General features: G+C 73.1%; 13 protein-coding genes. 9 read left to right on the top strand and 4 right to left on the bottom strand.

Annotated features, from left to right (window positions below):
- Positions 1 to 211 precede the first annotated feature (211 nt).
- The 5 genes from ACIBBA_RS32960 (at position 212) to ACIBBA_RS32940 (ending at position 2,780) form a co-directional block, all read left to right on the top strand.
- A complete protein-coding gene (locus ACIBBA_RS32960; protein WP_396702711.1) occupies positions 212 to 388 on the top strand; it encodes a hypothetical protein in 177 nt (58 codons plus the stop codon).
- Positions 385 to 1,017 (top strand): LysE family transporter, encoded by a 633-nt coding sequence (locus tag ACIBBA_RS32955; protein WP_396702709.1) that lies wholly within the window; start codon positions 385 to 387, stop codon positions 1,015 to 1,017. The genes ACIBBA_RS32960 and ACIBBA_RS32955 overlap by 4 nt, the downstream gene beginning before the upstream one ends.
- Before the next feature lie 190 nt (positions 1,018 to 1,207).
- Positions 1,208 to 1,870, top strand: a complete 663-nt coding sequence (locus ACIBBA_RS32950) for an acVLRF1 family peptidyl-tRNA hydrolase (RefSeq protein WP_396702707.1) — start codon at positions 1,208 to 1,210, stop codon at positions 1,868 to 1,870.
- A 210-nt stretch (positions 1,871 to 2,080) separates the two neighbouring features.
- Positions 2,081 to 2,380: a muconolactone Delta-isomerase family protein gene (locus tag ACIBBA_RS32945; RefSeq protein WP_396702705.1), complete on the top strand. Its 300-nt coding sequence runs from the start codon at positions 2,081 to 2,083 to the stop codon at positions 2,378 to 2,380.
- A 34-nt stretch (positions 2,381 to 2,414) separates the two neighbouring features.
- Positions 2,415 to 2,780 (top strand): YybH family protein, encoded by a 366-nt coding sequence (locus tag ACIBBA_RS32940; RefSeq protein WP_396702703.1) that lies wholly within the window; start codon positions 2,415 to 2,417, stop codon positions 2,778 to 2,780.
- Positions 2,781 to 2,868: 88 nt separating this feature from the next.
- Here ACIBBA_RS32940 and ACIBBA_RS32935 read toward each other — a convergent pair whose 3' ends face one another.
- Positions 2,869 to 3,783, bottom strand: coding sequence for a neutral zinc metallopeptidase (locus tag ACIBBA_RS32935; protein WP_396702719.1), 915 nt, complete (start codon positions 3,781 to 3,783; stop codon positions 2,869 to 2,871).
- 243 nt (positions 3,784 to 4,026) lie between these two features.
- On the opposite strand from ACIBBA_RS32935, the gene ACIBBA_RS32930 reads away from it, so the two are divergent.
- Positions 4,027 to 5,631, top strand: coding sequence for an ABC-F family ATP-binding cassette domain-containing protein (locus ACIBBA_RS32930; protein WP_396702701.1), 1,605 nt, complete (start codon positions 4,027 to 4,029; stop codon positions 5,629 to 5,631).
- An 86-nt stretch (positions 5,632 to 5,717) separates the two neighbouring features.
- Here the strand turns inward: ACIBBA_RS32930 and ACIBBA_RS32925 are convergent, their stop codons facing one another.
- On the bottom strand, positions 5,718 to 6,314 hold the full coding sequence (locus tag ACIBBA_RS32925; protein WP_396702717.1) for a cadmium resistance transporter: 597 nt from the start codon (positions 6,312 to 6,314) through the stop codon (positions 5,718 to 5,720).
- A 225-nt stretch (positions 6,315 to 6,539) separates the two neighbouring features.
- On the opposite strand from ACIBBA_RS32925, the gene ACIBBA_RS32920 reads away from it, so the two are divergent.
- The 3 genes from ACIBBA_RS32920 to ACIBBA_RS32910 all read left to right on the top strand — a co-directional run bounded on the left by ACIBBA_RS32920 (position 6,540) and on the right by ACIBBA_RS32910 (position 9,672).
- Positions 6,540 to 6,767, top strand: a complete 228-nt coding sequence (locus tag ACIBBA_RS32920; RefSeq protein WP_007462679.1) for a helix-turn-helix domain-containing protein — start codon at positions 6,540 to 6,542, stop codon at positions 6,765 to 6,767.
- Between the two features lie 46 nt (positions 6,768 to 6,813).
- A complete protein-coding gene (locus ACIBBA_RS32915; protein WP_396702699.1) occupies positions 6,814 to 7,581 on the top strand; it encodes an enoyl-CoA hydratase/isomerase family protein in 768 nt (255 codons plus the stop codon).
- Between the two features lie 114 nt (positions 7,582 to 7,695).
- The gene (locus tag ACIBBA_RS32910) at positions 7,696 to 9,672 is read left to right on the top strand and encodes an ABC transporter ATP-binding protein (protein ID WP_396702715.1); all 1,977 of its coding nucleotides are present in this window, start codon (positions 7,696 to 7,698) and stop codon (positions 9,670 to 9,672) included.
- Positions 9,673 to 9,718: 46 nt separating this feature from the next.
- On the opposite strand, the gene mug is transcribed toward ACIBBA_RS32910, so the two are convergent.
- A complete protein-coding gene (gene mug / locus ACIBBA_RS32905; protein ID WP_396702697.1) occupies positions 9,719 to 10,264 on the bottom strand; it encodes a G/U mismatch-specific DNA glycosylase in 546 nt (181 codons plus the stop codon).
- Between the two features lie 185 nt (positions 10,265 to 10,449).
- A complete protein-coding gene (locus ACIBBA_RS32900) occupies positions 10,450 to 11,211 on the bottom strand; it encodes an SDR family oxidoreductase (RefSeq protein WP_396702695.1) in 762 nt (253 codons plus the stop codon).
- Positions 11,212 to 11,227 lie beyond the last annotated feature (16 nt).

Raw genomic sequence — 11,227 nt, 5'->3', positions numbered from 1 at the left:
GAACTCAACGGACGACCCCGCCAAACCCTCGACTGGCAGAATCCAGCCGAAGCACTCAACAAGCACCTCGTTGCAACAGCCGCTTGAAACCGCCCTTCACGGATACCACTAATTCGCAGATCGAGCACGATCTTGGCGTTGGCGTTGGCGTTGGCGTTGGCGTTGGCGTTGCCGTTGACGGCGGGTGGCGCGGGGCGGGGCGGGGCGGGGCGTGAGCGTGCACGTGCGTCTGGTCGCCCAAAATCTGGTGGCGGGCGCGGGGGCGACGGCTCAGGATGACGGGATGATCGAGGCGTACCCGAAGCAGGTCCCTGTCCGCGCGGCCACCGCCGTGCGTCGACAGCGCACCGCCCGGGCTGCCGCCTCGATCCGCCGTCCACCGTCGTGAGCGGCGCGTTCCTCGCCGGCCTGGTGGCCGGCTACGGCGTCGCCATCCCGGTCGGCGCGATCGCGATCCTCATCCTCGGGCTCAGCGCCCGTACGTCGTTCAGGGTCGGTGCGGCCGCGGCGCTCGCGGTGGCGACGGCGGACGGGCTCTACGCGGCGGTCGCCGCGCTCGGCGGCGCCGGTCTCGCCGGGGTCATCGCGCCGGTCGCCGGCCCGTTGCGGGTGGTGGCCGCGCTGGTGCTGCTCGGCCTGGCCGCGCATGGCCTCTGGCGGGCCTGGTCCGCCCGCCATCCGGAACGGGAGCCTGCCGCGCCGAAGGGGCGGGGCCTGAGCACACCCGGCCGGGCCTACGCGGCATTGCTCGGGCTGACCCTGTTGAACCCGATGACGGTGCTCTACTTCGCCGCGCTGGTGCTGGGGCGCCGGGATTCCGCCGAGCCGGACGCGGTCAGCGCGTTGCTCTTCGTGGCGGGGGCGTTCCTGGCGTCGGCGAGCTGGCAACTGCTCGTCGCCGGCGGCGGCACGGTCGTCGGTCGGGCGCTGGCCGGACCGCGTGGCCGGTTGGTCACCGGTCTGGTCTCCAGCGCGCTCATCGCCGCCCTGGCGGTGGCCACGCTGCTGCCGGGCTGAGCGGCCCGCCCAGCTTGCCCGGCCCGCCCGGCTTGCCCGGCCCGCCCGGCTTGCCCGGCCTGCCCGGCCGGCCCGGTCCGCCGCCGGGATCGAGGCGACCAGCCCGCTTCGCCGCCGACCCGCCCGGGCCGCCGTCGAGGCCGCTCCGCCCGGCGAGCCGTCGGGGCCGGCCGTGCCGTACGGTCGGGCGATGACCAGTCGACCCGCTGCCGGGGGCGGCCGGTGGGTCGAGGTCGACCCGGCCCGCGTCGCGCGCTGGGTCGACGGCTTCGCCGACCGGCACGGCCCGCCCACCACCACCGTCCAGGGGTACGGTCTGCTGCTCGCCGCCCCCGACGGCGCGACCGCCGAGTTGCACGCCCCGCCGGGCGCGCCGGCGAGCACCGACGTGCCCGGGTTCGTGGCCGCCGCCGCCGCGCCGCGCCGGCTCGGCCTGCTGCTGGCCCGTAAGGGCGCGGTGGCGGTCGGCGTGGCCGAGGGCACCGACCTGGTCGTCTCCAAGGTGGACACCCGCTACGTGCAGGGGCGCACCGCCGCGGGGGGCTGGTCGCAGCAGCGGTTCGCCCGGCGGCGCGACAACCAGGCCAAGGCGGCCCTGGTTGACGCGGCGGAACTGGCCGTACGGCTGCTGTTGCCGCAGGCGGCGACGCTGGCGGCGGTGGTCTGCGGCGGTGATCGGCGGGCGGTGGACACCGTGCTGGCCGACCGCCGGCTGGCCCCGCTCGTGCCGCTGCGCGCCGAGCGGCTGCTCGATGTGCCGGAGCCCCGGCACGCGGTGCTGGTCGCCGCGGTCGGCGCGGCCCGCGCGGTACAGATCCGGCTCCGTGACCCGGCACCCGAAAGCGCTGGCTGACCTCAGCGACCGGCGCCGCGACCCGGCATCCGAAAGCGCTGGCTGACTCAGCGACCGGCGCCGTGACCCGGCACCCGAGCCCGCTGGCTGGCATCGAGGGCTGGCGGCGGTGCCGGCAGGCCCGGAGGAGTCGATCGACCGCGGCGCTCATCAGGAGTATTTGGTGAAGAATGGGGGGAGTTGTCGGTGCCGGTGAGTGGAGGCTGAGCGGTGGAGTTTCTGGTCGACATGGTCACCACGGTGCCGGCCGGCACGTCGGAGGAGGAGGTCGCCGACATGCGCAGGCGCGAGGCGGCGCGCTCGGCCGAGTTGACGGCGCAGGGCAGCCTGCTGCGCCTGTGGCGGCCGCCGCTGGCACCGGGCGAGTGGCGTACCTGGGGACTCTTCCGTGCCGACGACGCCGACCAACTGGAGATCGTCCTCGCGTCGATGCCGCTGCGCGCCTGGCGGCGCGAGACCGTCACGCCGTTGTCGCCGCACCCGAACGACCCGGGTCAGCCGGCCAGGTGACCCCGGCGCACTGCTCAAGAGCCTGGAGGTCGTCATGTCCGACGCCGAGTCCCAGATCCTGCGTACGGTCCTCGACCGGTGGAGGTCGGCGGTCGACGCGCACGAGCCGGATCGGGTCGCGTCGTACTTCACCGACGACGCGATCTTCCAGGGCCTGCACCCGTACGCGGTCGGCCCCGCCGGCGTAGCCGAGTACTACGCCGGCCAACCGATCGGCCTGACCGCCACGTACGACATCCGGGAGACCCGGCGCCTCGGTGACGACCTCGTCCTCGGCTATCTGCGGGTCGAGTTCGCCTTCACCGACCGGCCGGTGCTGCCCGTCTACCTGAGCGTGATCGTGCGCCGGGTCGACGACGCCTGGCTCATCAGTCACTACCAGGTCTCCCGGCTCGACTGAGCGGCCGCCTGGCCAGGGTCACCGCGGTGGGCCCGGGCCAGGCGGCGGGACCCCGGTGGCCGGGGTCCCGCCGCGCTCGGGCGCGGTGTCAGCGGGTGCCACCGAAGGTGTCGCAGGACTTCGGGTCGCCGCTCTGGTAGCCCCGGCTGAACCACTCCTTGCGCTGCGCCGACGAGCCGTGCGTGAACTCCTCCGGGTTCACCGGCCGGTTCGCGCGCTCGGAGATCGCATCGTCGCCGATCTTCTCGGCGGTGTCGATCGCCTGCTGGATGTCCTGCTCGGTGATGCTGGTGAAGATCTTCTGCCCGCTCTCGTCGGCGGTACCGGTGGCGTTCTTGGCCCAGGCGCCCGCATAGCAGTCGGCCTGGAGCTCCAGCTTCACCGACAGCGCGTTGGCGTTGTCCGGGTCGCGCTGCTGCTGGCGGCGCATCTGCGCCTCGGTGCCGAGCAGGTCCTGCACGTGGTGGCCGTACTCGTGGGCCAGCACGTACGGCTGGGCGAACTCGCCCTCCGCGCCGAGCTGGTCGGCGAGCACCCGGTAGAAGGTGAGGTCGATGTAGACCAGGTCGTCGGCGGGGCAGTAGAACGGGCCGACGCCGGAGTCGGCCTGGCCGCATCCGGTGCTGACGCCCTGGCTGAAGAAGACGGTCTTCGAGGGCTGGTACTGCTCGCCGAACTTCTCCGGCAGCGCGGTCCGCCAGTACGCCTGGATCGAGTTCACGTAGAGGGTGTTGCGGCAGTCGAGCTGCTGCAGAGCGTCGTCGGTCGCGCACTTCTGCTGCAGCGAGGTGTTGTCGCCCGCCGAGTCCCCGCCGCCGTTGGTGGCGGCGTTGATGCCGAAGCCGCCACCGACCAGGGCGACCAGCACGGCGATGATGATGCCGACGATGCCACCCCGGCCGCCGCCGATCGGGATGGGTATCCCGCCCAGTCCGCCGCCGCCGGACCCACGTCGGTCGTCCACCTGGCTGGTGTCGATCCTCGCGTTCTCGTTCAGCTCCATGTTGTCCCCGATCACCGATTAGTCCGTGTTGGGTGGTTGCGGTACCGGACCGGGTCCGGACGGCAGTTCCGGTACCCGATGATCTTGAGTGGTAATCCGACGGGTGCTCCGAGCGCTGCCGGTACACTTGTCTCGTGCCGCGCTGCGAAGGCTGAACCGCCCCGCGCCGACGGGCCCACCGCCCGCCGGCGTTTTCGCGTGCCCTGAGTCAGCCTTCCAGACCCCGAGAGCGAGTCCCACGACATGATCACTGCCACCGGCCTGGAGTTGCGCGCCGGCGCCCGCATCCTGCTCTCCGACACCACGCTGCGGGTGCAGCCCGGTGACCGGATCGGCCTGGTCGGGCGTAACGGCGCCGGCAAGACCACCACGCTGAAGGTCCTCGCCGGCGAGGGGCAGCCGTACGCCGGGCAAATCGACCAGCGCAGCGCGATCGGCTACCTGCCGCAGGACCCGCGCACCGGTGACCTCGAGGTGACCGGCCGGGACCGGGTGCTCTCCGCCCGCGGCCTGGACGTGCTGATGGCCCAGATGAAGGAGCTCGAGGCCAAGCTCGCCGAGGACACCGACGAGAAGCTGGTCCGCCGCTACGGCGCGCTGGAGGACCAGTTCGCCTCCCTGGGCGGGTACGCGGCCGAGGCCGAGGCCGCCCGGATCTGCGCGAACCTCGGCCTGCCCGACCGGGCGCTCGCGCAGACCATCGGCACCCTCTCCGGCGGTCAGCGCCGACGCATCGAGCTGGCCCGGATCCTGTTCCGCGACGCCGGTGAGAACGGCGGCGGCATCCTGCTGCTCGACGAGCCGACCAACCACCTCGACGCCGACTCGATCACCTGGCTGCGTGGCTTCCTCGCCAACCACAAGGGCGGCCTGATCGTGATCTCCCACGACGGCGCCCTGCTGGAGTCGGTGGTCAACAAGGTCTGGTTCCTCGACGCCACCCGCTCCGTGGTCGACGTCTACAACCTGGGCTGGAAGGCCTACCTGGAGGCGCGGGAGACCGACGAGCGTCGCCGCCGCCGGGAGCGGGCCAACGCGGAGAAGAAGGCCGGCGCGCTGATGGCGCAGGCCGACAAGATGCGAGCCAAGGCCACCAAGACCGTCGCCGCGCAAAACATGGCCCGCCGGGCCGAGAAGCTGATCTCCGGTCTGGAGGAGGTGCGGGTCTCCGACAAGGTGGCCAAGGTTCGCTTCCCCAACCCCGCGCCGTGCGGAAAGACCCCGCTCACCGCGACCGGGCTGTCCAAGTCGTACGGGTCGTTGGAGATCTTCACCGACGTCAACGTGGCGGTGGACCGGGGCTCGCGGGTGGCCATCCTCGGCCTCAACGGCGCCGGCAAGACCACCCTGCTGCGGATGCTCGGCGGGCTGCTCCAGCCCGACACCGGCGAGGTGCACGCCGGGCACGGCCTGCGGCTGGGCTACTACGCCCAGGAGCACGAGACGCTGGACGTGGACCGGACGATCCTGGAGCACATGCGCAGCGCCGCCGTCGAGCAGTCCGACACCGACCTGCGCAAGATCCTCGGTGCGTTCCTGTTCTCCGGCGACGACGTGGAAAAGCCCGCCGGGGTGCTCTCCGGTGGCGAGAAGACCCGGCTGGCGCTGGCCACCCTGGTCTGCTCCGGTGCCAACGTGCTGCTGCTCGACGAGCCGACCAACAACCTCGACCCGGTCAGCCGGGAGCAGGTGCTCGACGCGATCGCCCGCTACCCCGGCGCGATCGTGCTGGTCACCCACGACCCGGGCGCGGTGCTGGCGCTCAAGCCCGACCGGGCGATCCTGCTCCCCGACGGCGACGAGGACGCGTGGAGCGACGACCTGCTCGAGCTGGTCGAGCTGGCCTGACCGACCGCCGCCGCGCGGAGCGCCTCGGCCAGGTCGGCCCGGTCAGTCCGGTCGGCCTGATCGGCGGCCCGGTCGGGGCCAGCCGGTCAGCGGGCCAGGTCGAGCAGGTGCCCCACGACGCCGGAGCCGACCAGGATGACCAGCCCGATGGCCACGAAGATGGCCGGGACGAGCCAGTGCCCGGTCCGCTCGACCAGCCGGACCACCCGCGGATGTCCCCCGAGCCAGGCGCCCGCGGCGCACCAGAGCGCGATGAGCACCACGAAGACCAGCAGGAAGACCGCGCTGTCGGCCGGGCCGAGGGCGCGGAACACCGGCACGTAGACCGCGACGTTGTCGGCGCCGTTCGCGATGGTCACCCCGGCCACGCCGAGCGTGCCGGCCACCACCGTCGGCGTGTCCTCGTCGTCGCGGTCGAGCAGGGCCCGGACGCCGAGCGCGATCGGCAGCAGGCCGAGCAGCCCGGTCCACGGGTCGGGGACCACCAGCAGCCCGGCGGCGACGACCGCGCTGGCCAGCGCCAGCACGCCGATCCCCAGGTACTGCCCGGCGACGATCTGCCAGCGCCGGGGTCGGCCGGTGGTGCGGGCGGCCACGAAGAACAGGGTCAGGATGACGATGTCGTCGATGTCGGTGGCGGCGAACACCACGGCGGCGCCGGCCGCGGTGCCGAAAAGATCCATCACGCCCGGCAGGTTACGGGCCGGCTGCCCAACGCGCTCGGACGCCCGATCGGCTGATCGCCGGTCGACCGGGCGGAACGGCTCGCCGACGTCACCCTATCGGGTAGCTGACATTGCATAGCGTGTCGGTTGGCGAAGAGTTGATATCTGGCGCATGATCGTTCGAGGCGGTCTAATAGGTGGGACCGTATCCGAACCGCACAGTCTGGGACGTGAGGACACAGCATGGCAGCCACCGGCACAGCCACCAGCACTGAGAAGGGTCGCCGGATCGTCGGAGCCGAGCGTCAGACGCTCGCCAAGGACCTGGTCAAGCGGTACACGTCGGGGGAGAGCATCCGCGCGCTCGCGGCCTCGACCGGCCGTTCCTACGGTTTCATCCACCGGGTTCTCACCGAATCCGGAGTGCAGCTGCGCCAGCGCGGCGGCGCCCGGCGCCGTAAGAAGGCGTGACCCGCTCCGCTACGTCGTCCATCAGCGCCGGCCCCCGGGCCGCCCGGTGACCGCCGAGGCGACCGGGGTTCGGCTGGAATGCGACGGGCCGGTCGCGACGGTCACGTTGTGCCGGCCCGACGTGCTCAATGCCCAGACCCCGGCGATGTGGCGCGCGATGAGCGACTTCTCCCGGGACCTTCCCGGCGACGTGCGCGTGGTGGTCGTCCGCGGGGAGGGGCGCGCGTTCTCCGCCGGCCTCGACCTGTCGGTCGCCGGCGCCTCTGGGCCGGGCTCCTTCGCCGAGTTGGCCACCCTGCCCGAGCAGGAATGCGCCGACCGGATCGCCGAGTTCCAGGCCGGGTTCACCTGGCTGCACCGCCCCGACGTCATCTCCGTCGCGGCCGTTCAGGGGCACGCGATCGGCGCCGGCTTCCAGCTGGCTCTCGCCTGTGACCTGCGGGTGCTCGCCGAGGATGCCAAGCTCTCCATGGCCGAGGTGACGCTCGGCCTGGTACCGGACCTCGCCGGCACCAAGCGGCTGGTCGACCTGGTGGGCTACGCCCGGGCGCTGGAGATCTGCGCCACCGGCCGCCGGATGGACGCCGCCGAGGCGGACCGGATCGGGCTTGCCACGTTGGTCGTGCCGCCGGCCGAGCTGGACGGGGCGGTGCGCGACCTGACCGCCGGGCTGCTGGCCAACAACCGGGACGCGGTGGTCGAGATCAAGGCGCTGCTGGCCGGTGCCATCGGCCGGTCCGCCGCCGAGCAGCAGCGGGCCGAGCGTGAGGCGCAGACCCGCCGGCTGCGCGACCTGACCGGGCGAGGAGAATAGGTAAGGACCGCACGGGAAGATCCGGGTTACTACCGAGGTTGTCACAGTCGTCGGGAGAATTGGCCTGACGGTGCGGTCAGCCCGACGACCCGGAGGTGAGCGGTGTCCAACCCGATGTCCGGCGGTGGCATGGCCGGTTGGAGCATGCTCCGGTCGATGCGTAACCAGGACGAGGTCTCCACCCATCGGCTCAAGCGCGGCGTCGCCCGGCGGATCGTGGCCTTCGCCCAGCCCTACCGGCGCGACATCATCGTCTTCCTGGTCACCGTGGTGCTCGCCGCGATCATCGGGGTGGCCACCCCGGTGCTGGCCGGTGACGTCATCAACGCGATCAACCGGGGCGGCGCCGAGGCGGGCTCGCTGGTGGTCCGGCTGGCGCTGGTCATCGCGGGCCTGGCGGTCGCCGACGCGCTGCTCTCCCTCGCCCAGCGCTGGTACTCCGCGCGGATCGGCGAGGGCATCATCCTCGACCTGCGCACCCGGGTCTACGACCACGTGCAGCGGATGCCGTTGCAGTTCTTCACCCGGACCCAGACCGGCGCGCTGGTGAGCCGGCTCAACAACGACGTGCTCGGCGCCCAGCGGGCGTTCACCTCGACCCTCTCCGGGGTGGTCAGCAACGTCATCCAGCTGGTGCTCACCGCCGCCGTGATGTTCACCCTCTCCTGGCAGATCACCGCCCTCTCGCTGGTGCTCCTGCCGATCTTCATCATTCCGGCCCGCCGGGTCGGCCGGCGGCTCGCCGACATCACCCGCGAGGCGTACAACCTCGACGCGAAGATGAACGCCACGATGACCGAGCGGTTCGGTGTGGCGGGCGCGTTGCTGGTCAAGCTCTTCGGTCAGCCGGAGATCGAGGCCCGCCGGTTCGCCGGCCGGGCCGAGCGGGTACGCGACATCGGCATCCAGTCCGCCATGTACTCGCGGACCTTCTTCGTGGCGATGCTGCTGGTCGCCTCGCTGGCCCAGGCGCTCACCTACGGTCTCGGCGGCTGGCTGGCCGTCGCAGGCAACGTCAGCGCCGGCACCGTGGTGACCCTGGCGCTGCTGCTGACCCGGCTCTACGGCCCGCTCACCGCGCTCTCCAACGTCCGGGTCGACGTGATGAGCGCGCTGGTCTCCTTCGACCGGGTCTTCGAGGTGCTCGACCTGCGCCCGGGGATCCAGGAGAAGCCCAACGCGGTGCCGGTGCCCCGGGGCAGCGGCCGGGTCGAGTTCCGCGACGTGCGGTTCCGCTACCCGAGCGCCGCCGAGGTCTCCCTCGCCTCGCTCGAGGAGGTCGCCACGCTCGACCGGACGATCAACGAGCCGGTGCTGCGCGGCGTCACGTTCGGCGTGGAGCCGGGGCAGATGGTCGCCCTCGTCGGCCCCTCCGGCGCCGGGAAGTCGACGCTCTCCATGCTGATCTCGCGAGTCTACGACGTCACCGACGGCCAGGTGCTGGTGGGCGGCGTCGACGTCCGCGACGCCACCCTCGCCTCGCTGCGCGACGAGATCGGTGTGGTCACCCAGGATTCGCACCTGTTCCACGAGACGATCCGCGAGAACCTGCGCTACGCCAAGCCGGACGCCACCGACGACGACATCTGGGCGGCGCTGGCCGGCGCCCAGGTGGCCGACCTTGTCCGGTCCCTGCCCGACGGGCTCGACACCACCGTCGGCGAGCGGGGCTACCGCTTCTCCGGCGGTGAGAAGCAACGGATCGCGATCGCCCGGCTGCTGCTCAAGGCACCCTCGATCGTCATCCTCGACGAGGCGACCGCCCACCTCGACTCGGAGAGCGAGGCCGCGGTGCAGCGGGCGCTCTCGGTGGCGCTGGCGGGGCGTACCGCGCTGGTGATCGCGCACCGGCTCTCGACCGTCCGCGACGCCGACCAGATCCTGGTCCTCGACGGCGGGCGGATCGTCGAGCGGGGCCGGCACGACGAGTTGGTGGCCGTCGGCGGGCTCTACGCGGAGCTCTACCGGACCCAGTTCGCGGTCGCCGACTCGCCGGCGCCCTACGTGGACGCGACCGGGCCCGAGCCGGTGGTGCTACCGCTGGGCAGCTACGTGGCCGACGAGGCGCTGCCGCCCGCCGCGGCGAACTGACCCGCCGTCCCAGCCGCCGCCCGGCGCGTTCGCCGGCGGCGCGGGCTCAGCGCGCGATCGACGCCTGGCGCAGCTCGGCGAAGGCGGCACCCAGACTCGCCGGGGTGAAATGCGCGTTCAAACCGCTCGGGTTGGGCAGCACCCAGAGCCGGGCGCCGGCCAGCGGCTCCGGCTGCGCGCCGAAGGTCGCCCGGGGTCGGGCGAACCCGATCCGGTACGCGGTCACCCCCACCACGGCGACCCAACGGGGCCGGTACCGGGCCACCTTCGCCCGCAGCGACTCCGCCCCGGCGATCAGTTCGGCGGTGCTCAGCTCGTCGGCGCGGGCGCTGGCCCGGTCCACCATGTTGGTGATGCCCAGCCCATAGCCGGGCAGTTCGTCCTGCTCGCTGGGGTGCATCAGCCGGGGGGTGAAGCCGCCCCGGTGCAGCGCCGGCCAGAACCGGTTGCCCGGCCGCGCGAAGTGCCAGCCGGTGGCGGCCGACCACAGGCCCGGGTTGATCCCGACGAAGAGCACGTCCAACCCGGGCGCGATCAGGTCGGGGAGGGTACGGTCCGCCGCGGCGGCCAACTCTTCCCGGGTCGGCCGCACGGAGCGCCCCGCCGCTACGGGCCGGCGCTCACCCGGCGCCGGCGGAAGACCGGGTTCGCCGTCGCCGAGCGGTGACGGGGGACGGCGGTCGGGCGTCGGCGCGGAGCCGGGGCGGCGGTCGCCGGGCCCGGTCGGGGAGCCGGGACGGGCCCGGCCGGGCCGGCGCCCGCCGGGTGGTTCCGGGTTCACAGGCCGCGCAGCGCGCCGCCGTCGACCGGGACGGTGAGCCCGGTGAGGTAGCTGGCGGCGGGGGAGAGGACGAATGCGGCCACCCGGCCGAACTCGGCCGGGTCACCGATGCGGCGCAGCGGGATACCGGCCTCGGCTTCCGCGCGGGCCCGCACCGGGTCGCCGGTGGCGGCGAAGAGTTCCCGGTTGCGGTCGGTGAGGATCCGGCCCGGCAGCAGGCCGACGATCCGTACGCCGCGCGGGCCGTACTCGTCGGCGATGTCCTTGGCCACCCCCACCAGGCCGGGCCGCAGCCCGTTGGAGATGCCCAGCCCCGGCACCGGCCCCCGGGCCGAGGTGGAGAGGACCATCCCGATCGCGCCTCCCTCGGGCAGGGCGGCGGCGACGGTGCGCACCGTCCGGACGGTGCCCAGGAAGACGGTCTCGAAGGAGAGCCGCCACTGCTCGTCGGTGATCGTCGCGGCGCTGCCCGGCGGCGGGCCGCCGACCGAGACCAGCGCGCCGTCGAGGCGTCCGAAGTGCTCCTGTGCGGTGGCGACGAGGCGTTCCGGTGTCGCCGGGTGGGCCAGGTCGGCGGTCACGCCGATGGCCCGCTCCGGCCCGCCGAGGCGCTGCGCGGCGGCGGCGACCGCGTCGGCGTCCCGGGCCGAGAGCACCACCCGCGCCCCGTCGGCCACCAGGCACTCGGCGGTCGCGTAGCCGAGGCCGCGGGAGGCGCCGGTGAGCACGTACACCCGGTCGGTGAGTCCCAGATCCATGCCGTTGATCCTGCCG

The organism is Micromonospora sp. NPDC051006 (assembly GCF_044456245.1).
GTDB lineage: Bacteria > Actinomycetota > Actinomycetes > Mycobacteriales > Micromonosporaceae > Micromonospora.
This window is presented reverse-complemented; position numbering and strand designations above follow the sequence as displayed.